Source organism: Vibrio sp. Isolate22, from assembly GCF_022398115.1.
Classification (GTDB): domain Bacteria; phylum Pseudomonadota; class Gammaproteobacteria; order Enterobacterales; family Vibrionaceae; genus Vibrio.
This window is the reverse complement of record NZ_JAKEUW010000012.1, coordinates 1-24,671: the sequence shown is the minus strand read 5'-3', so window position 1 is coordinate 24,671 and position 24,671 is coordinate 1. Positions and strand designations below refer to the sequence as shown.

The window sequence follows — 24,671 nt, the reverse complement described above, 5'->3', positions numbered from 1 at the left end:
AAAGAATTAGTCTTGATGTTGTAACAAGTTTTTTAATGCAGGCTCGATTCTTGAGTAACTAAATATAAAGCCCATTTCCGTTAACTTCTTAGGCTTGGAACGAATGCTGTCGAACAGCAAACAAGACGACTCGCCCATCAGTAGCGACATCGCCCATTTTGGAGTGAATAAGAAGTGAGGGCGGCGCAATTGTTTCGCTAGGGTGCTACTGAACTGCTTGTTAGTCACAGGGTGCGGAGCGCACATGTTGAATTCACCTTGAGCGTGGGGGAGTGACAACAAGTGATTGATGGCTCTGACCATGTCGAGCATGTGAATCCAAGGCATGTACTGCTTACCGGACCCTAATGGACCGCCAACGCCAAGCTTGTAAGGCATCAGCATTTTTTTGAGTGCACCACCATTCTCACCCAAAACAATACCTGTTCTTAATAGAATAACGCGAGTTTTATCCGATTCAGCTCGTTTAGCTATCTCTTCCCAATGAGCACAGACTTTATGAGGGAAGCTCTCATCTTCGACTTGCAGTGATTCATCAAATGGGTGTTGTTGCTGGTCGCCATAGTAGCCGACGGCAGAGCCGCTGATAAATACTTCAGGTGGTGTTGTGCTTGCTTGAATGAGTTCAACGATCTTCTCTGTGATCAGCCAGCGGCTGCTACAGATCCTCTCTTTTTGCTCATCACTCCAGCGTTTGTCTGCAATAGGTTCACCAGCGAGGTTTATCACTGCATCGTAATCGTTGAGGTCATTCAGCTCATCAAGGGATTGGATATAATGAAGGTTGTTTTGGTTCAGGTGGCTTAGGCATTGTTTCGCTTTTTCAGGGGTTCGCGTGAGCAATGTAACGTCGTCAGTGTTCAAACTCTTGATCAATTCAGAGCCAATAAATCCAGTACCACCAGTTAACAATATCTTCATACCAATCTCCTTATTAAACATAATTATAGACATGGCTTGTTTTTAATCGCCAACCAATACGAAAAAATCACTATAACGATCAGTTGGTTTCAATCGTATGATGCCTAAATGACCTCTCCAACGATTCGCTAAATAGTGAAATTTAATTCATTAGTTTAGAGAAGTGTATCGTTATCACAGTTAAGAGATTTTACTCACATATGTTACCAACTGCGTAATGTTTATCACATTAGAAATAATAAGGATTTGCCATGATTATTGCTGATAGATAATCAAACGTAATTATTGATGACAGGGAGTTGCGATGACGGCAGTGCTAGCTTTGTTTCGAGCTATGTTAGGTAGCCTTCGTGATCTACTGCCTATTGTTGCGGTGATCGCGTTCTTCCAGCTTGCTGTTTTACAAGAGCCGCTTCCGCATCTGCTGTCTATTTTGGCGGGTTTAGTGCTGGTGGTTTTCGGGCTTACCTTCTTTATTTTCGGACTTGAAATGGGGCTCTTCCCGATCGGCGAATCTATGGCGCAAGCTTTTGCCCGCAAGGGTAGTGTATTCTGGTTATTGATCTTCGCTTTTTGTCTGGGATTCGGCACTACCATAGCGGAGCCTGCGTTAACGGCGGTTGCAGACGAAGCGGCAGAAGTGGCAGCTGAGGGCGGTGTGATACCCAATTCTAATGATGAGATGGAAGAATATGCCGATGGTCTGCGCTTCACCGTTGCATTGTCGGTAGGCATCGCAATATTGCTTGGGGTACTTCGGATCTTAAAAGGTTGGCCAATCCAGTACATGATAATCGGTGGCTATATTGGTGTGGTGGTGCTCACTGCCTTTGCACCCGAAAACATCATCGGGATCGCGTATGACTCTGGCGGTGTCACAACATCAACCATCACTGTTCCTTTGGTAACGGCATTAGGTGTGGGGTTGGCTTCGGCCATTAAAGGTCGTAATCCCATGATTGATGGCTTTGGGTTGATCGCGTTTGCTTCACTGTTGCCGATGATGTTTGTCATGGTTTATGGAATGGTGGTGACATGATCAGTGCTCAACAGTTTATCGACACCTTTCTCGGCACTGTGATAGATGTGATTCCGATTGCGGTGATCATCTTTGGTTTTCAATTAGCGGTGCTACGTAGGCCAGTCAACAACCTGCCCAAAGTCTTGATAGGGTTCTTTTACGTCATTCTTGGTTTGTCTCTTTTCTTGATGGGGCTAGAGCTTGCTTTGTTTCCTTTAGGCGAAACCATGGCGATGCAGTTGACGGAGCCGACTTTTCTTTCCGAATTTAAATTCAGTTCAGGTATAGACCTAGCATGGTTTGATTATTACTGGGTTTATCTTTTTGCGTTTTGTATCGGCTTTAGTACCACGATAGCTGAGCCTTCGTTAATAGCGGTTGCGATTAAAGCGAATCAAGTCTCTGGCGGCAGCATCAGTGTTAACGGGCTGAGGATTGCCGTGGCATTAGGCGTTGCCATCGGTATCTCGCTGGGCAGCTATCGGATTGTGGCTGGTGATCCTATTCATTACTACATCATTGTTGGCTATATCGTTGTGGTGATCCAAACCTTTTACGCTCCCAAACTGATTGTGCCTTTGGCTTATGATTCAGGCGGTGTCACCACATCGACGGTGACGGTGCCATTGGTAACAGCGTTGGGACTTGGGCTTGCGTCAACCGTACCTGGGAGAAACCCGGTGATCGATGGCTTTGGGTTAATCGCCTTTGCTAGCTTATTTCCGATTATTTCAGTGATGGGTTATGCCCAGATAACACAATGGTTAAACCGTTTACACACCTCTAAGGAGAGTAAAGATGCGCTTTAAATTGATCTTAGCGTTTGTTGAAGAGAGCAAGACTGACATCGTACTCGATGCGGCGCGTGATGCGGGCGCGACGGGTGCCACCGTTATCAACAATGCCAGAGGGCAGGGGCTAAACCAAAAACGTACCTTCTTCGGTTTGACGCTTGAGGTACAAAAAGATGTGCTGCTGTTTGTTGTTGAGGAGCATTTAGCCCGACATATTTTAGAGACGATAGGTAAAGTCGGGGAGTTCGACCAAGAATCAGGGCAAGGAATAGCAGTACAAATCGATGTCGAAGACGCGGTTGGCGTTGCGCATCAAGTCGAGACATTAACTAAAGTCGTAGAGGACGAGCTATGAATACCAGTGACAAGATCCGAGTAAGCGATGTAATGGCCAATACCTATGTGATTATTGATGGCCTAACCACAGTGTTAGCAGCGATAGAAATGGCGAAAAAGCACAAAGTAAAAGCGATCATCGTGGATAAGCGTCATGAAGATGATGAATACGGGATTGTGTTGATGAACGACATTGCCAAAAAAGTATTGGCCAAGAATCGCTCCCCTGAACGTACTAATATTTATGAAATCATGACCAAGCCCGCGTTAAGCGTGTCTGCCGAGATGAATGTTAAGTACTGTGCGCGCCTATTTGAACGCTTTGGTATTAGCCGCGCGCCTGTGGTTCGTGATAACAAGATCGTCGGCATGGTCAGTTACAATAATATTGTTATCAACGGTATGGTGAGAGATGACGTATAGCTGTTAGGTACGTACAATAGGCCCATAAATTTTATGGAGAAGTACGTGTGAAATTATTTTTTGCTTCAGACCTACACGGTTCGCTACCAGCAACAGAAAAGGTATTAGAGCTATACCAAGCCTCGGGTGCCCAATATTTAGTCCTACTGGGTGATATCCTAAATCATGGCCCTAGAAATCCAATTCCAGAAGGCTACAACCCGCCGGCTGTTGCAGACAAGCTGAACGAGTTCTCCCAAGAGATCATTGCCGTCCGCGGTAATTGCGATAGCGAAGTTGATCAGATGTTGCTCTCATTCCCGATGATGATGGACTACTCATGGGTGCTGCTAGAGTCAGGCCAACGTATCTTCTTAACTCATGGTCACTTGTATAACACAACGAAACGTCCAGCACTGAAAGCGGGCGATATCATTGCTCATGGCCACACCCATATCCCTGTTGCTGAGTACCAAGATGACATATTCATCTTTAACCCAAGCTCGGTGACGTTCCCACGAGAAGGTCATGCAGCAAGCTATGGCATCTATGAAAATGGCACTTTCCAAGTGATCAGCCTTGACGGCGATGTACTGGTTAGCGGCCAGCTTTAAATCATAAAACCGGCCGTAATGAGTTTATTTTGAATCTACGTGGCCGAGGTCTCTGTCTGGAGCAATGATGTTTCTCACTCTTTGCTTCAGAACTTTCGCTTCGGGAAAGCCGCCGTCCGCCTTTCTTTCCCAAATTTGTATTCCATTGCAAAAGATCTCAAATCGACCACCGGTATCTGGGTGTAAACTGACTTGTTCAATCTCTTCACTGAAGGTATGAAGCAGTTCCTGGCACAACCAACTTGAGCGAAGCATCCAATTACATTGACGGCAGTAGTGTATTGCTATTGTCGCTTTCAGCACGGTTGGGCTGTTTTGATTCGACTCTGTATTCATAGATAACCTTTAAAATTCTATAGCAATAGCTTGATGCCGACGGCAAACGTCAATATTTCGAAAGCCGTTTTGACGAGCTGATTGCTTGAACGGTTTGCGAGGAATGCCCCTAAGCTTCCGCCGACAAACGAACTTAACAGTAATATGGGTAACCATACCCAGTATATTGGCGCACCCGCTTGAACAATGGCAATACCTCCAATGCCATTCCAGAACAAACCGACACATATCATGGTTAACGCGACGGCTTGTTTATAAGTAAAACCAAACCAACGAACTAGAAATAGGGTAACTAACAGACCGGATCCTGCAGTGAGTGAACCGTTGATGATGCCTATGAGTGCCAGTCCAACCCCACCAATTATCCAACCTTTTATGTCTCGGTTTTTAAGCTGCTCTTCTTGACCCAATTGTTTCTTTAGTCGTGAGTAAACACCCAGCGCTAAGATCATTGCGCCAAGCAGCTTCTGTGCAATGGCATCTGGGATCATGAGTACGATATTCGCGCCAACGACCACTCCAATGCTGCCGACGATAATTAGGTAGAGACAAATTTTCCAGCTTAACGTGCCACCCTTGATATGGGTATATGCAGCACCTAAGCCGAGAGCGACGCTAGCGACTTTGTGGGTAGCCAGTGCAACTGAAAAAGGTAGCCCTAAAAAGATGAGCAGTGGGAACTGTAAAAGCCCAGCACCGCCACCTGATAAGGAAGCAAGCGTGTTGGCGATTAATGAGCCAAAGAATAAGGCGAGTGAATTTATCCAATCCATAGAGTTTTATCTTTGAGTTTAAGATAACAAAAAGGGGCCTCATGCCCCTTTTTAGGTTTATCGTGAATAGCTTTCTAATGTTAGTTCGAAAACAATACGGTAGAACCGTGATTTAAGCTAGTCAGTAGCAGTGCCTTCGGGTTAACAATATCGATGCGGCGGCTTTGCTCTGCATCCATCTTGATTACTTGAGTAATAAGCTCTAGTTGTTCTTGAGAGAAGTCTTGGCGCTGAGCCGATGTAACATCTTTAAACTCAGTTGGCGAAACCAGTAGGTAGTTGTCGTTGATATCCCACTGCCCCGTCTCTGAAATGTTGATTACGTTAGCTGGTGCGGTTTGTGTGCCGTATAGCCTTACCACCGACATTCTCAGATAAGTGCCGTTTGGTAGATACTTAGCATTTGATGACAGCTCAACTTTACGCAGTGGGCCGATTGAATCCGCTTGCTTGGTATCACTGATCAGCGTCACCATTTTTGATTGCCACTCATGTGAGGTAAGTAGGCGCTCTACTTTTGCGTCACTACCCCAATACAACCAACCACTTAGAAAAGCAGAAAGAACCAGTAAGATAATAGATACTTTTAATTTCATGTTACTGGCCACCTTTACAAATGTCGTCTACATCCGACTGGTTTGCATAAATTCTTAGAGTAATGTTTTCGCTAGAGTATTCTTGCGGGTGAATGTAGTTGAGGGCTAAGTTGTTAGTTTGCCCACCTGTCGCAATCACTTCTGTTGGTTTCAGCATGCCAGTGTGATTAGTGTTGTAACGTAATACACACTTCTCAATAGCAGGAAGCCAGCTGGTTAGATCTGGATGATTAATTGGTGACTGAACCTTTACACCATCAACTTCTGCTAATGTACGGAATTCAGATTCCGCCGGGTTAGTAAAAGTCAGCACCAGAATTGGCATCATGACTGCGGCAAATAGCAATCCTAGAATTAACCACTTGTTGCTGTTTTTAGCTTCAGTTGCTGCTGGCGTTTTAGTTAGCTCAACCTCAGCATTGGTCTCTTGAAGTTTAGAGATAGGCTCAGGAGCGCTTGTCTCAGAAACGACTTCTTCTGCGATAGGTGCTGTTGCAAACGTTAGGCTTGGTTCTACGTCATTTTCGGCAATTTCAACTGCAGCAGGTTGGTCATTTGACGACAGTGGTGCTGAGCGCTCAACGGTTGCGATAAATTGGTAGCCGCGTTTAGGCACAGTTTTAACGAATTCTGGAGATTTCGTTGAATCTTTCAGCATCTTTCGCAGTGTTGAAACGGCTTGAGTTAGGCTTGAGTCATCAACCTCAAAACCTTGGTCACGCCAAACATATTCGTGTAATTCGTTACGAGTGATAACTTCATTGGGTCTTTCCGACAGCATAAGGAGAATGCGGCTTTCATTGCTGCCAAGGCGCACGACTTCGCCGTCGCTCGTTTGGTCAACAAGTGAGTTGCTGTTTGGATCGAATACGAACCGCTGTGCGAGAATAAACTTTGTGCCGATATTGCTCATTGAATTCTTCTACTTTGGGTTATTTTGAGTGCGGAATAGACAAATCTGAGGTGAAATTTATTCAAATCTTCACCAAATCATGACTTCTTTTATGTTCTTTTATATTTATGAGGCTTAAGGATAATAAAAACAGATCAAAAAAACAGTGTTTTTATGATTTTTGACCTTGAATTTACAATTGTCATCCTCATGTTAATGAACATCAGAGCGGCATTACGTGTTCCGCCCCTATAGTTTTCAACACAAAGTATAGATGTTTTGGAGTAAAAATGAGCGAAACGGCAACGCAAAATAAAGAGACTCGTGGCTTTCAATCTGAAGTAAAACAACTACTTCATCTAATGATTCACTCACTGTATTCAAATAAAGAAATCTTCTTACGTGAGCTGATCTCTAACGCATCTGACGCAGCGGACAAGCTACGTTTTAAAGCGCTATCAAATGCTGAACTTTACCAAGGCGATGCAGATCTAGGTGTAAAACTGTCATTTAACGCTGAGGCGAATACGTTAACCATTTCTGATAACGGTATCGGCATGAGCCGCGACAACGTTATTGAACATTTAGGTACCATCGCGAAATCTGGTACTGCAGACTTTTTCTCTAAGTTATCTGAAGACCAAAGCAAAGACTCTCAGTTGATCGGTCAATTTGGTGTTGGCTTCTACTCAGCATTCATCGTTGCGGACGCAGTAACCGTTCGTACACGTGCCGCAGGTCTTGCAAGCAATGAAGCCGTACAATGGCACTCTGCGGGCGAAGGTGATTACACCATTGAAGACATCACTAAAGAGTCTCGTGGTACAGACATCATTCTTCATATGCGTGAAGACGGTAAAGAGTTCTTAAATGAATGGCGTCTACGTGAAGTAATTGGTAAATACTCTGATCACATCGGTATCCCAGTTTCTATCTTAACTGCAGTTAAAGATGACGAAGGTAAAGACACCGAAGAGAAGCACTGGGAACAAATCAACAAAGCTCAAGCGCTTTGGACTCGTAACAAATCAGACATCGAGAAAGAAGAGTACCAAGAGTTTTACAAGCACGTATCTCACGACTTTGCTGATCCACTAACCTGGAGCCACAACAAGGTTGAAGGTAAGAACGACTACACAAGCCTGCTTTATATCCCAGCTAAAGCACCTTGGGACATGATGAACCGTGACCACAAAAGCGGCTTGAAGTTATACGTGCAGCGCGTGTTCATCATGGATGATGCTGAACAGTTCATGCCATCTTACATGCGCTTCGTACGTGGCCTGATTGACTCAAACGATCTACCACTGAACGTATCACGTGAAATCCTGCAAGATAACAAGGTAACTCAGTCTCTTCGTGGTGCATGTACTAAGCGTGTACTTACTATGCTTGAGCGCATGGCGAAAAATGACAACGAGAAGTACCTAGAATTCTGGAAAGAGTTTGGTCTTGTAATGAAAGAAGGCCCAGCGGAAGACATGGCGAACAAAGAGAAGATTGCAGGTCTTCTTCGTTTTGCATCTACAGAAGTTGATTCTGCAGATCAAACTATCAGCCTTGCGTCTTACGTTGAGCGTATGAAAGAAGGCCAAGATAAGATTTACTACCTGACAGCAGATAGCTATGCAGCAGCTAAAAACAGCCCACACTTGGAGCAGTTTAAAGCGAAAGGTATTGAAGTAGTGCTAATGTACGATCGCATCGATGAGTACGTAATGAACTACCTAACAGACTTTGACGGCAAACAATTCCAATCGATCACAAAAGCGGGCTTAGATTTAAGCAAGTTTGAAGGTGAAGAAGAGAAAGAGAAGCAGAAAGAGACTGAAGAAGAGTTTAAGTCTGTTGTTGAGCGCACTCAATCTTACCTGGGTGATCGCGTTAAAGAAGTTCGTACTACGTTTAAACTCGCAACGACACCTGCAGTTGTTGTAACGGATGACTTCGAAATGGGTACGCAAATGGCTAAGCTTCTTGAAGCGGCAGGTCAAGCTGCACCTGAAGTTAAGTACATCTTTGAAATTAACCCAGAGCACGCACTTGTTAAACAAATGGCTGACGAAGCCGATGAGCAAGCGTTTGGTCGTTGGGTTGAGCTACTACTTGGCCAAGCGATGCTGGCTGAGAAAGGCTCTATGGAAGATCCGTCACAATTCTTGGGTGCAATCAACGAGCTGCTAACAAAGCGTTAGTCTTTCGACTTTGGGCTAAACCACGAATTGTAATTAAAAGCTCGCAAATGCGGGCTTTTTTAATGAACGTCGTTGAAAACATGTTAAACGTGGTCAACGTCACCGTTATCGTCACAACAAAATGAGGCGATGCATTCTTTAGTCGTAAATTCAGCCAAATTGAATATTAATGTGATAGAATGCTCGACCTAATCAGCTGGTACTAGGATCCAACTTGTTCCAGTTGTATGATTTTTAAACGTTATACCGAAACTTACCGTTTTGCTTCTGTTTGCAGTTTTGCTTAACCTCAACGGTTACCTAACGATTTCTGTTCATCTAAACGATGAGCTAGGAAGTTGGGATAGTGAGCTTCGGTATAAATCATAATTTTATAAGAGGATTAAACATGCGCATCATTCTTCTAGGTGCTCCTGGCGCGGGTAAAGGCACTCAAGCTAACTTCATCATGAACAAATTTGGTATCCCTCAAATTTCAACTGGTGACATGCTACGTGCTGCTATCAAAGCGGGTACTGAGCTTGGTAAGCAAGCAAAATCAGTAATCGACGCTGGTCAGCTAGTTTCTGATGAAATTATCCTTGGTCTTATCAAAGAGCGTATCGCTCAAGATGACTGTGAGAAAGGTTTCCTACTAGACGGTTTCCCACGCACAATCCCACAAGCTGATGGCCTAAAAGAAATGGGTATCGCTGTAGATTACGTTGTTGAATTCGACGTAGCTGACGATGTGATTGTTGAGCGTATGGCTGGTCGTCGTGCTCACCTTCCTTCTGGTCGTACATACCACACTGTGTACAACCCACCAAAAGAAGAAGGTAAAGATGACGTAACTGGCGAAGAGCTAGTTGTACGTGATGACGACAAAGAAGAAACAGTTCGTGCTCGTCTAGGCGTGTACCACGAGCAAACAGCTCCACTAATCTCTTACTACGGTAAAGAAGCTGAAGCTGGTAACACTCAGTACCTTAAGTTTGACGGTACTAAGCAAGTTGCTGAAGTTAGTGCAGAACTTGAGAAAGCACTAGCATAATTGGCTAACAGCCAGTTTTAGAATTTGATATATTGGAAGCGACCTTAAAGGTCGCTTTTTTTGTCTCAATTTTTAGTACGATACCAATCTAAGATAATTAGGGGCCCTCAATTCAACGCACATTAGCTTTGAAAAGTTCGCTCATAATCGGAAGTTGATGTTGGTTATATGTCACGCCAAATGATTATCTCAACATTTAGCGACAAGCAATGATCTTAAACTTCAGCAGATTAGTATATTACTCTCTACAAAATTACATATTGGTCTCAGGTATCTATGGAAAATAATAAAAAGCAGGGCGTTTTACTGGTGAACTTAGGTACGCCAGATTCTGCGACCCCGGCTGGCGTTCGTCGATTTTTGAGTGAATTTTTGCACGATAAGCGAGTCGTTAATCTAACGCGCTGGCTATGGTGTCCAATCCTGCACGGGGTGATTTTACCGATTCGTTCACCTAAAGTAGCTAAGCTTTATCAGTCGGTTTGGATGGACGACGGCTCACCGCTTCTTGTGTATTCGCAAAGACAAGCAGAGAAGCTACAGAAGAAGTTAGAGATGCCTGTAGCGCTGGGTATGACTTATGGTAATCCAAGCCTGAAAACGGGCGTTGAGCAACTGATGGAGCAGGGCGTTGAAGAGATCATCGTACTGCCTCTGTATCCTCAGTATTCAGGCACTACCACAGCTGCGGTTTCTGATGGTTTAACCAAAGCCTTTAAACAGATGCCTGTTATTCCTAGTTACCGCTTTATCCGTGATTACTACGCACACCCTAGTTACACCAAAGCACTGGCTGAGAGTGTTCGTAGCCACTGGGAGAAAAATGGCCGAGCGGATCATTTGGTTTGCTCTTTCCACGGCATTCCGAAGCGATTAGCAGATGAAGGTGATATTTACCCTCAACACTGTGAGGCGACAACTAAGCTACTAGCTGAGGAGCTTGGTTTATCTGCAGACGATATCACCATGACTTACCAATCTCGATTTGGTCGAGAGGAATGGTTAAAGCCATATACAGATGAGACGCTTGAATCATTGCCAAGCAAAGGGATCAAGAAGATCGATATCATGGCTCCAGCTTTCTCGGTGGACTGTTTAGAAACGCTGGAAGAGATTTCAGATCAGTGTAAGGAAACCTTCATTGACGCTGGTGGTTCTGAGTTTAGCTATATCATGTGTCTCAACGATAGAGATTCGCATATCGACATGATGGCTGAACTGGTAGAGATTCACCGTTAATATCGGCTAAATAAATACTAAAAGGGCTGCTCTATGAGCAGCCCTTTTTTGAATGTGTTCTGCGTCTATTAGACACTGAACGATATGAGATATTAAGCAACAGAAGTTTCTGCAGTGCGCTCTTCTTTTGGTTCAGACTCTAGCGTCATGTTGCTCTCTACGCCGTGCATCCAAGATACAAGCTTACCAGCACAAAGAAGCAGTAAGATGCCGCTGATCGTTGCTGTAATTGCAATACCACTGAAGATTGCCATCGCGCCTAGTTCACCTACATGAGAGCCCACAAGGCCAGCTACGTAGTTTGCAATAGCGTTGAAACCAAACCATGCACCCATCATTAGTGATGCTAAACGTAGCGGTGCCAGTTTAGTCACTAACGATAGACCGATAGGAGATAGGCAAAGCTCACCAAGTGTATGGAAGAAGAATGCACCTACTAACCACAGCATAGAGGTTTTAACTGTAAGGTCACCACCTTGCTCCATTACCGCGCCCATCATGCAGACGAAGCCTAGCGCCAAGAAGAATAGAGCCATCGCAAATTTAACCGGTGAGTTTGGTTCACGCTTACCTAACTTCACCCAGAATGCAGCAATGATTGGTGCAAGTGTAATAATGAAGAATGGGTTTAGAGATTGGAACCACGCTGCCGGAACTTCAAAATCACCAATCATACGGTCTGTATATTGTTGAGTGTAAATGTTCATTAGGCCACCAGCTTGTTCGAAGCCTGCCCAGAAAACAATCACGAACAGACCCATGATCAAAATAACTTTTAATCGGTCAAACTCTTCTTTAGTTAGCGGTGCTTTCTCTTTCGATTTGTTCATAGCTTTTGCACGAGCAGCTGCTGGCACAGAACCGATATTACCTAGCCATGATTGAGCCATCGTCATTTGCATGATTAAGCTAATAACCATACCGATACCTGCCGCTAGGAAACCTGCTTTCCAGCCATATGAATCAACTGCAGCACCAGAGATAAGGCCACCTAATAGTGCACCTAAGTTGATACCCATGTAGAAAATAGTAAATGCGCCATCACGACGGTTATCACCTTCTTGGTAAAGGTCACCAACCATAGTCGAGATGTTTGGCTTAAACATACCGTTACCACTGATAAGCAGTGCTAAACCTAGGTAAAGTGCACTTACTTGGTCTAGGCCCATAAAGCCGCTTGGTAGAGCTAGTGTAAACTGGCCAAGTGCCATTAACACGCCACCAATAAGAATCGACTTACGTTGCCCTAGGTAGTTGTCGGCAATCCAACCACCGATCAAAGGCGTGATGTAAACCAAACCTGTGTAGATACCGTAAAGGTCAAGCGCGTCTTTTGTCGACCAGCCCAATCCGCCGTTGATCGTTGTGTCTGTTAAGAATAAAACAAGAATCGCACGCATAGCGTAGTAGGAGAAACGTTCCCATAGCTCTGTGCTGAAAAGTAGAAATAGGCCTCTAGGGTGGCCAAAGATGTTGTGATTGCTTGGCATAAGTTTTACTAATTTTAGTTATTAAAAGATTTTATAGTCACTTATGTATACAGAGTGGGATAAACATCTGCAATAGATGTATTTTATGGTGACGATAACCTACATTTAGTAAGTGTATGAAAATTAAATGCTTTATTGCCAATGTCGCCCTTAAAATGCGTGCTGCAAACTAATTTTCCAGATTTGAGCTGGTTGTTAAATGATCTTATTGAAAATATTTTTGAATAATAAAAGCGCAAGTCATCAATTTTATGTATCCTACCGCCAATTAAGGGAACGCTGTGTTTTATTTTTTGACTGCATATGCAGCCATAGAAGCGCGCCTTTTGATCGAGAATAGAACTCTGTACAATGCTTGATCACTTTTATATCTATAATTTTTTGTTGATAAATTGGTTTGCTACGCATAATTTTGTGGCTATTAAGATTCATTTAGTTAATAGCAATTAAACCGTTTTAGGCTTGTGGTAAAATCTTCCCAAAATAGAAAATGGCTAGTTAAATGAAACGTTGGTATTTACTTTACTGCAAGCGTGGCGATCAAAAACGCGCTCAGCAGCATTTAGAGAATCAAGGGGTAGAGTGCTTTTACCCACAAATAGAAGTCGAAAAAGTAGTGAGAGGGAAAGAAAAGGTGGTCAAAGAACCGCTGTTCCCTTCATACGTATTTGTTCGATTTGATTATGAACAAGGGCCAAGCTTTACGACCGTTCGTTCAACACGCGGCGTAGTGGACTTCATTAAGTTTGGAGCGCTACCACATGAAGTACAAGGCGACTTGGTTTTTGAGCTCAAAGAACTTGAGAAGCATTGCAGCAATGACGTTGAAGAGTGCTGTGTTGAGTTCGAATCTGGTCAAGTTGTGAAAATTAATAGCGGTCAGTTCGCTGGTATTGAGGCTATTTTCCATCAGAAAGACGGTGAGGCTCGCTCTATCATGCTAGTGAAGATGATCAGCCAGGTGGTGCCAATCAGTATTGAAAACGAGGCGCTACAAGCACACGCTTAATTCAGTGATAAGAATAATTACATCTAGGCTTAAAATAAAAAGGCGCATAATGCGCCTTTTTTAGTATCTCAAATTTGCTTGAGCGTTTACGCGTTGTAAGCGTCGTTGTGAACCGCTTGAACCGCACGACCTGATGGGTCTACACAGTTTTGGAACGACTCATCCCACTCAATGGCTTTCGCTGATGAACAAGCGACAGATGGACCTCCCGGTACACACTCTGCTGCAGATTCTAGCGGGAACAACTCTTCGAAGATTTCGCGGTAAGCGTAGCCTTCTTTAGTCGTTGGCGTGTTGTACGGGAAACGGAACTGGGCAGTTTCCATTTGCTTATCCGTTACTTTCGCCTCAGCGGTTGCTTTCAACGTATCAATCCAGTCGTAGCCAACACCATCAGAGAACTGCTCTTTTTGACGCCATGCAATTGAATCCGGTAGGTAGTGTTCAAAACACTCTCGTAGGATGTGTTTCTCCATCTTACCGTTGCCACACATCTTGTCTTCTGGGTTTAAGCGCATTGCTACATCGATGAACTCTTTGTCCAAGAATGGTACACGGCCTTCTACACCCCATGCTGCCAGTGATTTGTTCGCACGAGCACAGTCAAACATGTTCAGAGCTAGCAGTTTACGTACCGTTTCTTCATGGAACTCTTTTGCGTTTGGCGCTTTGTGGAAGTACAAGTAACCACCGAAGATCTCATCAGCACCTTCGCCAGACAGTACCATTTTGATACCCATTGCTTTGATCTTACGAGCAAGTAGGTACATTGGCGTAGACGCGCGAATTGTCGTTACATCGTAGGTTTCGATATGGTAGATAACATCACGGATTGCATCCAAACCTTCTTGAATGGTGTATGTCATCTCGTGGTGTACGGTACCGATCTTGTCTGCTACTTCACGTGCCGCGATAAGATCAGGTGCACCTTCTAAACCAACCGCAAATGAGTGCAGCTGTGGCCACCAAGCTTCAGACTGTTCGTCATCTTCAATACGCATTGCCGCAAAGCGTTTCGCGACTGCAGAAGTGATTGACGAATCTAGACCACCAGATAGAAGTACACCGTAAGGTACGTCAGTCATTAATTGGCGTTTCACCGCTGCTTCTAGTGCTTCCGTTAGGTCTTCCTTGCTTGTGCTGTTGCCTTGCACTGCTGCGTATTCGTTCCAATCACGAACATAGTAACGTTGTGGCTCTGCATCTTTCGAAGAGTAGAAGCTACCTGGAGGGAACTCGCTGATGGTTTTACATACAGGAACTAGTGCTTTCATTTCTGAAGCAACATAGTAGTTACCGTGTTCATCGTAGCCTTGGTAAAGCGGGATGATACCGATGTGGTCGCGGCCTACTAGGTATTCGTCTTTTTCTTCATCGTATAAAACGAATGCGAAGATACCGTTTAGCTCTTCTAGCAGGTCTGCGCCCATTTCTTGATATAGGGCTAGGATAACTTCACAGTCAGAGTCTGTCTGGAACTGGTACTTATCTTCATAGCGAGCACGAAGTTCTTTGTGGTTATAGATTTCGCCGTTTACTGCAAGAATGTGCTTCTTGTCTTGGCTGTATAGCGGTTGAGCACCACTATTAAGACCAACGATAGCTAAACGCTCGTGAGCAAGGATTGCTTTGTCACTTGCATAGATACCAGACCAATCTGGTCCACGGTGACGAAGCTTTTTAGACATTTCTAAAGCGATAGGGCGAAGTGCTGCGGCATCACTTTTTATGTCGAGAATGCCAAATACTGAACACATAGAACTTCCTTTTAAATAATTTCTAAATCAACTGTATTCAATTTGCCATTCTGGCTAAAAAAAGCAACCGGATGTGARCAAAAAAATAATATAAAGGGTATTGTGTTAGAAATTATTTAATTAATTCTTAATTTTGGTGTTTATTATCTAAATGCAGTCTGTTTTTTTGAACGAAAACCCCTCAAAAGTGCGAAAATTCACAGTCTTGAGAGGTTTTGTTAAAGGAGGTTTGGGTTAGATTTTATTGATGTTTGGGTTTAATTGCTCACAAACGTGGCGAGCAAAACCACTACCGGCTTCGCTATAGATGTTAAACGCCGCATCAACACCATTTTTTTTCAAAGTATCTAGTTGGTCAGGGTATTCAGCGATAGCCGCAATCTGCCCTTTAAAGTTACGAGACTTTAATTGATCCAAAGCGGTTTGATTACCTTGGTGGTGAGGCATAGCTAAGATAACCAGTTTTACATTTGCGGTATCCAGAATACGCTCCCAGAAGTCTGGGTCGGTCGCGTCGCCAGAAATCACGTTTCTACCGTGGCTTCTATGAGTATGTGCGGCTTCTTCACGAACTTCGACACCCAAACTTACCTTACCGTAGCGTGAACGTAATTCATCATATGCACCGGTACCAATTCGCCCCATACCAAGAATAAGTACTTGAGCACGACCCGGGTCAATTCGTTTATCACGTTGATGAAGCTTTTCTGCTGCGTGCTCTTTTAACCATTTGCCGGATTGTTGGTAAAGCTTATGGCCTGCGCGGTTTAGAGGTGCTGCAACTAGGAAAGAAAGTGATACTGCAATCGCGACGGCAACCAAGATATCGCCAGACATCCAACCCATCTTAAAGGCAAGGCCACCGACGATTAAGCCAAACTCACTGTAGTTAAACAGTGATAGTGAAGCGAGCAACGAAGTACGAACGCGGAACTTGAAGCGATTAAGTACCAAGAAGTAAAGCACGCCTTTCACTGGTAACAGCAACAAGAACAGTACCGCTAGCATAAAGCCTTGAATAGTTGGCTGTTCTGATAAGCCAATATTCAAGAAGAAACAGACAAGGAACAGTTCTTTAAGGTTAAACAGGGATTTTGATAGTTCTGAAGCTTTTCGATGACCCGCTAGCAACATACCTAGGATAAGAGCTCCTAAATCTGGCTTCATACCCACCAATTGGAAGAGTCCAGCACCGACAACCAAGGCGAAGAAAATGCCGAATAGGACTAACATTTCACCGTGGCCAACCCAATCTAGCACTTTGTAGAACAGTGGACGTAGGAATGGCAACGCAAATAGAGCAACTGCGTACCATTCAGGCAGCTTGCCTGTTGAAGCGGTAAGAAAGACGACAGCGAAAATATCTTGCATGACCAAGATACCAATTGCCAAGGTGCCGTAGGTGGCATTCATTTCCCCTTTCTCTTGTAGAGACTTTACCGCAAATACAGTACTAGAGAATGATAGGGCGAAGCCGAGTAGAACAATCTGCTCGACTGACATAGCTGCCAGTGACGAAATGCCAAGGAACTTAAAACCAAATAGGGCGACGGCAAAAAACAGAGTGGATAAAAGGTTATGTATTGTGGCGCCGGCCCAGATCTCTTTAGATAGCAGGGTTTTGATATCTAGCTTTAAGCCGATGGTGAATAGGAGCAGGGTGACACCGAGGTCAGCCAAAGTAATGATGGTCTCATTGGTTTCGAAGCCAAAGGCAAAAAGCCCAAAGCCCGCAACCAAAAAACCAACCAGTGGCGGAAGGTGACACTTTAAAGCAATAAATCCTGCGATAAACGCAGTGGATATTAATATAAGTTCCATAACTTGTTGTTGTCGTTCCCTAGCTTAAAAAAACGGGCCGTGTTTTTACAAACACGGCCCGCGGAAAATCAGAATTATTGTTCTTTAATCTTCAAGTAGCTTCTGCAGTAACACACCGTTGAGCATGGCGCGCTTGATCATAGCAAAAGCTCCCATCGTAGGATGTTTATCGATCTGTGATGCTACAATAGGCAGGCCGCTATGGAAAGTCGTTAGCGACTGATTCTCTACATTGCGCTTAATTGCAGGGAAAACAATCTCTTGTGCCTTAGTAATATCACCAGCGATGATCACTTTTTGAGGGTTAAATAGGTTGATCGTCATCGCGATCGCTTTACCTAACTGGTTTCCTACTCGAACCAAGCTCTGTTTAGCTAATTCGTCACCATTCATTGCGTGGTCGCAAACGTCTTGAATAGTAATACGTTCAAGTTCGGTTAAAGAAGACTCGTAGCCTTGTTTAATCAGTTTTTGCACGCGTTCTACAATCGCAGGGTTTGCCGCTACCGTTTCAAGACAACCAAAGTTACCACATTGGCACTGTTCACCAAGTGGATCGATTTGGATATGACCGATTTCACCGACGTTACGGTTATGGCCTAAGAAGACCTGACCGTTAACGATAATACCTGCACCAGTACCGCGGTGAACACTCACCAAGATAGAGTCTTGGCTGTCTTGGCTCGCGCCAAAGTAGTGTTCCGCTAGTGCCATTCCGCGAACATCGTTACCAACAAAACAAGCGACATGGAATGTGTCGCGAATAATGTCGCTTAATGCAAGGTTATCGATGTCTGTATTTGGCATGTACTCAACGACACCCGTCGTCGGGTTCACTAAGCCTGGAAGGGTCACACCAATCGCAATGAGCTGATCGATTTTCGGTTGGTGTTCAGCGATGAAGGCCTTGAGCGTGTTGACCAAGCCTTGAGTCAGGTCTGACTGATCTGAATAGTTAAGGTCTTGCTGTTGGAAAGCCAATTCACGACCGCCAAGGTCATGAAGGCTAACTTGAATGTAATCTCGTCCTAAGCGCACAGCGATAGAGTGGAAAGGCTCTACTTCTGTGGTTAGAGAGATAGCGCGTCTACCGCCAGTAGACGCTTGCTGTGCGACCTCTTTAATTAGGCCGCGCTCTAATAGTTGGCGGGTAATTTTTGTAACACTTGCCGGTGCGAGTTGGCTTACATCAGCCACTTGTATACGACTGATAGGCCCTTGTTGGTCTATAAGTCGGTATACCGCCGCACTGTTTAGTTGTTTAACTAAGTCTACGTTACCTATTTGTCCGCCATTCATACTTAATTGTGCTCGTATTGTCCATTAACAACAGTCGCTTTAACGTTAAAGTCTCGGTCAAATACAGCTAGGTTTGCAACCATGCCTTTTTTGATTCGACCTAGCTTGCTTTCTACACCGATAGCCGTAGCTGGGTATAGTGTAGCCATGCGAAGAGCTTCGTCTAAAGCGATACCAGCGTGCTCAACTGTATTCTGAACTGCTTCAATCATAGTCAGAGCTGAGCCGCCCAGTGTGCCGTTTTCATCAACACACTTACCATCTCGGTAATATACTTTCTTACCGACAAAAATAAAGTATTCCATGTCAGCACCTGCAGGAGCTGTGGCATCCGTCACTAATACCAACTTTTCTCCCTTGATTTTATGCGCAATTCTGATGTTTGCGTAATCAACGTGGAAGCCATCGGCGATGATGCCTGCGTACACCTCAGGTGTGTCGTAGATAGCACCAACCACACCAGGTTCACGACCAACCATAGGCGTCATTGCATTGAATAGGTGCGTTGCGAATGTGATGCCAGATTCGAAACCTTGGCGCGCTTCTGCATAAGTTGCGTTGGTATGACCGATAGAAACGACAACACCAGCTTTGTGTAGACGTTCGATATGCTCTGGGTCGTTCAGCTCAGGAGCCAGTGTTACTTTCGCAACAAGGTCGCTGTTCTCACAGATAAGTTCAATCATCTCGCTGTCAGATTTACGAATATGATCAACGCTGTGAATGCCTTTTTTCGCAACGTTTAGGTATGGACCTTCAAGGTGAAGACCTAAAGATTGGTTCTGGTATTGGTTATGGTATTCACGAGCTGCCGTGATAACTGCTCGCATGTCTTCATCTGAAGAAGTAATCAGAGTAGGCAAGAAGCTAGTACAGCCTGATTTTAGGTTTGCTTTGTGCATGATCTGCATTGTTTCTGCAGTGATTTCATCGTTCAGCATCACGCCACCACAACCATTTAGTTGTAGGTCAATGAAACCCGGGCTTAGGTTTGCACCGTCTAGGTCACGAACCTCGATACCTTCTGGTAATTCAGAGATAGGGCAGACTTTTTTGATCAGTTCGTTTTCGATTACTACAGCATGATCGGTTAGAACATCACTACCAGTGTAAATTTTACAGTTACTTAGCGCGTACATAGTCAGCTAATCCTTATTTCGTCAGATCTTTTAAATTCGTTCGTTACCTAAATGTTGACTTAGTTTGCGAGCATCATTTACGTAACGATTTAACTTTTATGGGCAAACGGCTTCAAAGTGGGAAGCGATGTTAAGTGTTTGAAAAATATGTGAACAATTCATTGTTTTTATGAGTTTGGGTTAAAAATATCAGTAAGTTAGCTAGCTTTTAATGCCGAAAATAACTCACATTTGACCCAATAGTTAGATTTGGATTTTATCTATAAATGTTCATTTTTTTGAATGATAAAATAAGTTTTATGATCTCGCTAGCAAAAACCTCTGGATTTGGTGAAAACTGGTGATTACGATCACAAATGGTAAGGTTTTAATTTGCGGAGCAAAATTAATTGAATACACTGAATAGGACTAAATTGAGCGACTAAAATAAGTTTCTCAAACGAATTCTAAAAAATCCTATAGGGGGAAACAACTGGTGAATATTCTAGGATATGCACAGAAGCTAGGTAAGGCGTTAATGCTACCTATCGCAACGCTTCCGATTGCGGCGCTTCTATTACGTTTAGGTCAAGGCGATCTACTTGATATTCCATTTATGGCGCAAGCTGGTGGTGCTATCTTCGGTAACCTACCATTGCTATTTGGTCTAGGTATCGCGATTGGTCTTTCTAAAGACGGTAGCGGCGCAGCTGGTCTTGCTGGTGCAGTTGCTTACTTCGTTCTAACAGCGACAGCAACAACAATTAACGCTGACGTTAACATGTCTTTCTTCGGCGGTATCTTCGCAGGTATCATCGCAGGTCACTCTTACAACGCTTTCCATGCTACACGCCTTCCTGAGTGGCTAGCATTCTTCGCTGGTAAACGTTTAGTACCAATCATGGCTGGTCTATTTGCACTTGTTGCAGGTGCTGTGTCTGGTGTGGTTTGGCCTGGTGTTCAATCTGGTCTAGACGCACTGGCTCACGCAGTATCAACGTCTGGCGCTATCGGTCAATTCGTTTACGGTACTCTTAACCGTGCACTTATCCCTGTAGGTCTACACCATGTATTGAACTCGTACTTCTGGTTCGGTATGGGTACATGTCAAGAAATCATCGTTGCTGGTCAAGGCGCATTCGCTAACATCACTCAACTTTGTGTTGACCCATCACTAGCTAAAACTCTAGTTGTTGGCCAAGAGCACACATTCACATTCGCTAACTCTGTAACTCCAGAAATCACTACTGTTGTTAAAGAAGTAACTGACACTGTTAAATCTGGCGACCTACACCGTTTCTTCGGTGGCGATAAAGGCGCTGGCGTATTCATGAACGGTTTCTTCCCAGTAATGATGTTCGGTCTACCAGGTGCTGCACTTGCAATGTACCTAGCTGCTCCTGCTGAAAAACGTAGCCAAGTTGGTGGTGCACTATTCTCAGTAGCATTCTGTTCATTCCTAACAGGTATCACAGAGCCGCTAGAATTCATGTTCGTATTCCTAGCTCCTGCTCTATACGCAATGCACGCTGTATTCACTGGTCTGTCTCTAGTAGTTGCTAACATGTTTGGTACTCTGCATGGTTTCGGTTTCTCTGCTGGTCTTATCGACTTCGTATTGAACTGGGGTCTAGCAACTAAACCTCTAGTACTTCTAGCAATCGGCCTTGGCTTCGGTGCTCTATACTTCTTCACATTCTCTTTCGCAATCCGCGCTTTCAACCTGAAATCGCCTGGTCGTGAAGATGATGACGCTGCAGCGACTCCAGCTGGCGAAGCTCCAAAAGGCGACCTTGCACGTCAATACCTAAAAGCTCTAGGTGGTCACGAGAACCTAACTTCAATCGACGCTTGTATCACACGTCTACGTCTAACTCTTAAAGACCGCTCTGTTGCTGACGAAGCAGTTCTTAAGAAACTAGGTGCTAAAGGTGTTGTTAAGCTAGGTGAAAACAACCTACAAGTTATCCTAGGCCCTCTTGCTGAAATCGTAGCTGGCGAAATGAAAGCTATCGGTGCAGGTGAAGACCTATCTGATGTAAAACTTCCATAGTAAGGAAGTACTTAACTGAGCAGTAATTAATACTCTCAAGTAAGTGTCAAATTGAAAGCCTCCCATCTGGGGGGCTTTTTTGTATCTGCATCTTGGGACAAGTGAGAAGGTTCGTTCTATTCTTCATCGAATAGCAGAAATAATCGCAATTAACTGATGGTTCTTATTGTGCAAAGGCTAAGAATTGTGGATGATTAGCAACAATGATCTTTCTACCTAGGGTTAGCGCTAAAAGTGGCGTTTTGCTAGGAGAGGGAAGATAACTTTCTCTGACAATACTAAATACATAGAGGTGCTATAGATGAGTGAAGCTGAGGCTCGTCCATCGAATTTCATTCGCCAAATTATTGATAAAGATTTAGCGGATGGTACACACAGTAGCGTGCATACTCGTTTCCCGCCGGAGCCAAATGGTTACCTGCACATCGGTCACGCTAAATCTATTTGCTTGAATTTTGGTATTGCTCAGGACTACCAGGGACAATGTAATCTTCGTTTCGATGATACAAACCCTGAAAAAGAAGACGTTGAATACGTTGAGTCAATTAAGAATGATGTAAGCTGGTTAGGCTTCGAATGGTCTGGTGACATTTGTTACTCATCAAACTACTTCGATACGCTTTACGCTTATGCTGTGGAATTAATTAATAAAGGCTTAGCGTACGTTGACGAGCTAAGTCCTGAGCAGATCCGCGAATACCGTGGCACGCTAAAAGAGCCAGGTAAAGCAAGCCCATACCGCGACCGCAGCCCTGAAGAAAACCTAGCGCTATTCGAAAAAATGCGTGACGGTGGCTTTGAAGAAGGTAAAGCGTGTCTACGTGCTAAGATCGACATGAGCTCGTCATTCATGGTAATGCGCGATCCTGTTATCTACCGTGTTCGTTTTGCTCACCACCATCAGACAGGCGACAAATGGTGCATTTACCCAATGTACGATTTCACTCACTGTATCTCTGATGCGCTGGAAGGTATTACGCACTCTATCTGTACTCTTGAATTCCAAGACAACCGTCGTTTGTACGACTGGGTTCTAGATAACATTACGATAGATTGCCAACCTCGTCAGTACGAGTTCAGCCGTCTGAATCTTGAATACACAGTGATGTCTAAGCGTAAGCTAAACCAACTTGTGGTTGAAAACCTAGTTCAAGGTTGGGATGACCCACGTATGCCAACTATCTCTGGTTTACGTCGTCGTGGTTTCACTTCTGCGTCTATTCGTGAATTCTGTAAGCGTATCGGTGTGACTAAACAAGAGAACATGATTGAATTCGGTTCACTTGAGTCTTGTATCCGTGATGACTTGAACGAAAATGCACCTCGTGCAATGGCTGTTCTAGATCCGGTTAAAATCGTGATTGAAAACTACGATGCAGACAAAGTAGAAACACTAACGGTTGCTAACCACCCGAACAAACCTGAAATGGGTACTCGTGAAGTACCATTTACTCGTGAAGTTTGGATCGAGCGTGATGACTTCCGTGAAGAAGCAAACAAGAAGTACAAGCGTTTGGTTCTAGGTAAAGAAGTTCGTCTGCGTGGTGCTTACGTGATTAAAGCAGAGCGTATCGAGAAAGATGCAGAAGGCAACATTACAACTATCTTCTGTTCTTACGATGACGAAACGCTAGGCAAGAACCCTGCAGATGGCCGCAAAGTGAAGGGTGTTATCCACTGGGTATCTGCTGATAAAGCACTGCCAGCTGAGATTCGTCTATACGATCGTCTATTTACTGTTGCAAACCCTGCTGCTGCGGATGATTTCGCTGCAACGATCAACCCAGAGTCTCTGGTTAAGTTGAACGGTTTTGTTGAGCCTAGCCTAGCGGAAGCCGCTGCAGAGCAAGGTTTCCAATTTGAGCGTACAGGTTACTTCTGTGTTGATTCAAAAGACTCTAAAGCAGATGCGTTGGTATTTAACCGCACGGTTGGCCTACGTGATACTTGGGGCAAAGCTGAAGCATAATTGCTAACGCTAATAAGCTATCTAATAAAAACCGGCCTAGTGCCGGTTTTTTTGTGACTGTATTTACTGCTAATGGGGATTAAATTTCGATTGCTACTAATGTGGTATCAGATATCTTCAGGTCGAGAATTGGTGATTTCTCCAGTGCGGGAGTTGTACCAAAACACGTATTCCGCTCTGTCTGGGTTTCTGTGGTGACCCTCTGCGGTATAGATGTAGTAGCAAAGTGCTTGAGCGGTCTCTGAGCCACCCTCTTTAGTTAAAAAGGTTAGGTTTTGGCGGTGTGAGACAAAATCGAATCCATCAACATTATCTCTATCTGTTGTGACGGTTAGATCGGTATTCATGATCGCGTCCCAAATAGCGACACACCCCTGATGACCTTTACCTATATTGTAGGGAGCGCCCATTGGAGAGTTTTTATCGACACCTAAAGGGTAGCCTTCATCATTCATATCCAATTGAGGGTTGCCGTTGGCATCTTCTCCAAAGCCTGGTAGGTCGTTCATTTCAGAATTACCGCCGCCATTCACAAGCCATTTGCTGTGAGCAAACGTAATCGCACTTTGAAACTGAGATTGAGCACCATTGAAAATAGCAATTCGGCTATCACTTTGCAGATTTAGAAAGCGAGGAAGTGCAACAACAGAAAGCACGGTTATGATCACAATCACAACCAGTAGCTCTATCAAGGTAAATGCTTTTATTTGCGGTCGCTTTCTGTATGGGTTGTTCATGATAGCTACAAGTAAATTACTGATCTGCTCCAGCCAGACTGGACACTTCATTAAGCGACATTTTGTTGTTCAAAGTTAACTGGGCTTAGATACCCAAGAGCACTGTGCCTTCTCGTTCGATTATAATCAACCTCTATGTACTCGAAGATCGTTTGGCGCATCTGCTCTCTCGTCATAATCGGCTCATATTGGATCGCTTCCACTTTCATAGAATGGAAGAAACTCTCAACACAAGCATTGTCCCAGCAGTTTCCTTTCCTACTCAT

23 protein-coding genes are annotated in these 24,671 nt (G+C 44.1%); 11 read left to right on the top strand and 12 right to left on the bottom strand.

The window, feature by feature from the left end:
* Positions 1-6 precede the first annotated feature (6 nt).
* A complete protein-coding gene (locus L1D55_RS09085; RefSeq protein WP_239917211.1) occupies positions 7-921 on the bottom strand; it encodes a TIGR01777 family oxidoreductase in 915 nt (304 codons plus the stop codon).
* Positions 922-1,225: 304 nt separating this feature from the next.
* On the opposite strand from L1D55_RS09085, the gene L1D55_RS09080 reads away from it, so the two are divergent.
* The 5 genes from L1D55_RS09080 to yfcE are packed head-to-tail and all read left to right on the top strand — an operon-like array spanning position 1,226 to position 4,088.
* Positions 1,226-1,960: a DUF1538 domain-containing protein gene (locus L1D55_RS09080; RefSeq protein WP_239917210.1), complete on the top strand. Its 735-nt coding sequence runs from the start codon at positions 1,226-1,228 to the stop codon at positions 1,958-1,960.
* Entirely contained in the window at positions 1,957-2,751 is a 795-nt protein-coding gene (locus L1D55_RS09075; RefSeq protein ID WP_239917209.1) for a DUF1538 domain-containing protein, read from the top strand. The genes L1D55_RS09080 and L1D55_RS09075 overlap by 4 nt, the downstream gene beginning before the upstream one ends.
* Complete coding sequence (locus L1D55_RS09070) at positions 2,741-3,091, top strand: P-II family nitrogen regulator (RefSeq protein ID WP_004737873.1); 351 nt, start codon at positions 2,741-2,743, stop codon at positions 3,089-3,091. Before L1D55_RS09075 ends, L1D55_RS09070 begins: the two co-directional genes overlap by 11 nt.
* Positions 3,088-3,495, top strand: coding sequence for a CBS domain-containing protein (locus L1D55_RS09065; protein WP_128159755.1), 408 nt, complete (start codon positions 3,088-3,090; stop codon positions 3,493-3,495). The genes L1D55_RS09070 and L1D55_RS09065 overlap by 4 nt, the downstream gene beginning before the upstream one ends.
* A gap of 47 nt (positions 3,496-3,542) precedes the next feature.
* A complete protein-coding gene (gene yfcE / locus L1D55_RS09060) occupies positions 3,543-4,088 on the top strand; it encodes a phosphodiesterase (RefSeq protein WP_239917208.1) in 546 nt (181 codons plus the stop codon).
* A gap of 24 nt (positions 4,089-4,112) precedes the next feature.
* Here yfcE and L1D55_RS09055 read toward each other — a convergent pair whose 3' ends face one another.
* The 4 genes from L1D55_RS09055 to L1D55_RS09040 all read right to left on the bottom strand — a co-directional run bounded on the left by L1D55_RS09055 (position 4,113) and on the right by L1D55_RS09040 (position 6,706).
* Positions 4,113-4,424 (bottom strand): SelT/SelW/SelH family protein, encoded by a 312-nt coding sequence (locus L1D55_RS09055; RefSeq protein ID WP_239917207.1) that lies wholly within the window; start codon positions 4,422-4,424, stop codon positions 4,113-4,115.
* A gap of 17 nt (positions 4,425-4,441) precedes the next feature.
* The gene (locus L1D55_RS09050; protein WP_137408867.1) at positions 4,442-5,197 is read right to left on the bottom strand and encodes a sulfite exporter TauE/SafE family protein; all 756 of its coding nucleotides are present in this window, start codon (positions 5,195-5,197) and stop codon (positions 4,442-4,444) included.
* A gap of 80 nt (positions 5,198-5,277) precedes the next feature.
* Positions 5,278-5,793, bottom strand: coding sequence for a regulatory protein ToxS (locus L1D55_RS09045; RefSeq protein ID WP_008223800.1), 516 nt, complete (start codon positions 5,791-5,793; stop codon positions 5,278-5,280).
* Position 5,794: 1 nt separating this feature from the next.
* Positions 5,795-6,706, bottom strand: coding sequence for a transcriptional regulator (locus L1D55_RS09040; protein WP_239917206.1), 912 nt, complete (start codon positions 6,704-6,706; stop codon positions 5,795-5,797).
* A gap of 269 nt (positions 6,707-6,975) precedes the next feature.
* Here L1D55_RS09040 and htpG point away from each other — a divergent pair, with 269 nt between their 5' ends.
* From htpG to hemH, 3 genes are all read left to right on the top strand, one after another.
* Complete coding sequence (gene htpG / locus L1D55_RS09035; RefSeq protein WP_239917205.1) at positions 6,976-8,880, top strand: molecular chaperone HtpG; 1,905 nt, start codon at positions 6,976-6,978, stop codon at positions 8,878-8,880.
* A 388-nt stretch (positions 8,881-9,268) separates the two neighbouring features.
* Complete coding sequence (gene adk / locus L1D55_RS09030) at positions 9,269-9,913, top strand: adenylate kinase (RefSeq protein WP_004737884.1); 645 nt, start codon at positions 9,269-9,271, stop codon at positions 9,911-9,913.
* Between the two features lie 276 nt (positions 9,914-10,189).
* Entirely contained in the window at positions 10,190-11,152 is a 963-nt protein-coding gene (hemH, locus tag L1D55_RS09025) for a ferrochelatase (RefSeq protein ID WP_008223805.1), read from the top strand.
* Positions 11,153-11,244: 92 nt separating this feature from the next.
* On the opposite strand, the gene L1D55_RS09020 is transcribed toward hemH, so the two are convergent.
* Entirely contained in the window at positions 11,245-12,642 is a 1,398-nt protein-coding gene (locus L1D55_RS09020) for a peptide MFS transporter (RefSeq protein ID WP_239917204.1), read from the bottom strand.
* Positions 12,643-13,144: 502 nt separating this feature from the next.
* Here L1D55_RS09020 and rfaH point away from each other — a divergent pair.
* Positions 13,145-13,651: a transcription/translation regulatory transformer protein RfaH gene (gene rfaH / locus L1D55_RS09015; RefSeq protein ID WP_239917203.1), complete on the top strand. Its 507-nt coding sequence runs from the start codon at positions 13,145-13,147 to the stop codon at positions 13,649-13,651.
* Between the two features lie 86 nt (positions 13,652-13,737).
* Here rfaH and asnB read toward each other — a convergent pair whose 3' ends face one another.
* The 4 genes from asnB to nagA form a co-directional block, all read right to left on the bottom strand.
* On the bottom strand, positions 13,738-15,408 hold the full coding sequence (gene asnB / locus L1D55_RS09010; protein WP_105025386.1) for an asparagine synthase B: 1,671 nt from the start codon (positions 15,406-15,408) through the stop codon (positions 13,738-13,740).
* Positions 15,409-15,642: 234 nt separating this feature from the next.
* Positions 15,643-17,229, bottom strand: coding sequence for a cation:proton antiporter family protein (locus L1D55_RS09005; protein ID WP_239917202.1), 1,587 nt, complete (start codon positions 17,227-17,229; stop codon positions 15,643-15,645).
* A gap of 84 nt (positions 17,230-17,313) precedes the next feature.
* Positions 17,314-18,528 carry an ROK family protein gene (locus tag L1D55_RS09000; RefSeq protein WP_061034162.1) on the bottom strand — a complete coding sequence of 405 codons (1,215 nt, stop codon included), beginning with the start codon at positions 18,526-18,528 and terminating at the stop codon, positions 17,314-17,316.
* Between the two features lie 2 nt (positions 18,529-18,530).
* Positions 18,531-19,667, bottom strand: a complete 1,137-nt coding sequence (nagA, locus tag L1D55_RS08995) for an N-acetylglucosamine-6-phosphate deacetylase (RefSeq protein WP_008223817.1) — start codon at positions 19,665-19,667, stop codon at positions 18,531-18,533.
* 475 nt (positions 19,668-20,142) lie between these two features.
* On the opposite strand from nagA, the gene nagE reads away from it, so the two are divergent.
* The gene (gene nagE, locus L1D55_RS08990; RefSeq protein ID WP_345772780.1) at positions 20,143-21,699 is read left to right on the top strand and encodes an N-acetylglucosamine-specific PTS transporter subunit IIBC; all 1,557 of its coding nucleotides are present in this window, start codon (positions 20,143-20,145) and stop codon (positions 21,697-21,699) included.
* Between the two features lie 301 nt (positions 21,700-22,000).
* Positions 22,001-23,668, top strand: a complete 1,668-nt coding sequence (gene glnS, locus L1D55_RS08985; protein WP_061034161.1) for a glutamine--tRNA ligase — start codon at positions 22,001-22,003, stop codon at positions 23,666-23,668.
* 107 nt (positions 23,669-23,775) lie between these two features.
* Here the strand turns inward: glnS and L1D55_RS08980 are convergent, their stop codons facing one another.
* Positions 23,776-24,456 carry a prepilin-type N-terminal cleavage/methylation domain-containing protein gene (locus tag L1D55_RS08980; protein ID WP_275665275.1) on the bottom strand — a complete coding sequence of 227 codons (681 nt, stop codon included), beginning with the start codon at positions 24,454-24,456 and terminating at the stop codon, positions 23,776-23,778.
* Positions 24,456-24,671, bottom strand: a 216-nt coding sequence (locus L1D55_RS08975) for an IS3 family transposase (RefSeq protein WP_239915817.1), incomplete at its 5' end; no start/stop codon positions are given. The genes L1D55_RS08980 and L1D55_RS08975, both read right to left, overlap by 1 nt.

Bases quoted from the DNA above. Each gene is read 5' to 3' on its own strand.
- L1D55_RS09075 (WP_239917209.1), top strand. From the start codon at position 1,957: ATGATCAGTGCTCAACAGTTTATCGACACCTTTCTCGGCACTGTGATA.
- L1D55_RS09085 (WP_239917211.1), bottom strand. From the start codon at position 921: ATGAAGATATTGTTAACTGGTGGTACTGGATTTATTGGCTCTGAATTG.
- L1D55_RS09070 (WP_004737873.1), top strand. From the start codon at position 2,741: ATGCGCTTTAAATTGATCTTAGCGTTTGTTGAAGAGAGCAAGACTGAC.
- L1D55_RS09005 (WP_239917202.1), bottom strand. From the start codon at position 17,229: ATGGAACTTATATTAATATCCACTGCGTTTATCGCAGGATTTATTGCT.
- nagA (WP_008223817.1), bottom strand. From the start codon at position 19,667: ATGTACGCGCTAAGTAACTGTAAAATTTACACTGGTAGTGATGTTCTA.
- L1D55_RS09020 (WP_239917204.1), bottom strand. From the start codon at position 12,642: ATGCCAAGCAATCACAACATCTTTGGCCACCCTAGAGGCCTATTTCTA.
- L1D55_RS09000 (WP_061034162.1), bottom strand. From the start codon at position 18,528: ATGAATGGCGGACAAATAGGTAACGTAGACTTAGTTAAACAACTAAAC.
- L1D55_RS09055 (WP_239917207.1), bottom strand. From the start codon at position 4,424: ATGAATACAGAGTCGAATCAAAACAGCCCAACCGTGCTGAAAGCGACA.
- hemH (WP_008223805.1), top strand. From the start codon at position 10,190: ATGGAAAATAATAAAAAGCAGGGCGTTTTACTGGTGAACTTAGGTACG.
- L1D55_RS08980 (WP_275665275.1), bottom strand. From the start codon at position 24,456: ATGAAGTGTCCAGTCTGGCTGGAGCAGATCAGTAATTTACTTGTAGCT.
- L1D55_RS09045 (WP_008223800.1), bottom strand. From the start codon at position 5,793: ATGAAATTAAAAGTATCTATTATCTTACTGGTTCTTTCTGCTTTTCTA.
- L1D55_RS09065 (WP_128159755.1), top strand. From the start codon at position 3,088: ATGAATACCAGTGACAAGATCCGAGTAAGCGATGTAATGGCCAATACC.
- glnS (WP_061034161.1), top strand. From the start codon at position 22,001: ATGAGTGAAGCTGAGGCTCGTCCATCGAATTTCATTCGCCAAATTATT.
- L1D55_RS09080 (WP_239917210.1), top strand. From the start codon at position 1,226: ATGACGGCAGTGCTAGCTTTGTTTCGAGCTATGTTAGGTAGCCTTCGT.
- htpG (WP_239917205.1), top strand. From the start codon at position 6,976: ATGAGCGAAACGGCAACGCAAAATAAAGAGACTCGTGGCTTTCAATCT.
- asnB (WP_105025386.1), bottom strand. From the start codon at position 15,408: ATGTGTTCAGTATTTGGCATTCTCGACATAAAAAGTGATGCCGCAGCA.
- adk (WP_004737884.1), top strand. From the start codon at position 9,269: ATGCGCATCATTCTTCTAGGTGCTCCTGGCGCGGGTAAAGGCACTCAA.
- L1D55_RS09040 (WP_239917206.1), bottom strand. From the start codon at position 6,706: ATGAGCAATATCGGCACAAAGTTTATTCTCGCACAGCGGTTCGTATTC.
- L1D55_RS09050 (WP_137408867.1), bottom strand. From the start codon at position 5,197: ATGGATTGGATAAATTCACTCGCCTTATTCTTTGGCTCATTAATCGCC.
- rfaH (WP_239917203.1), top strand. From the start codon at position 13,145: ATGAAACGTTGGTATTTACTTTACTGCAAGCGTGGCGATCAAAAACGC.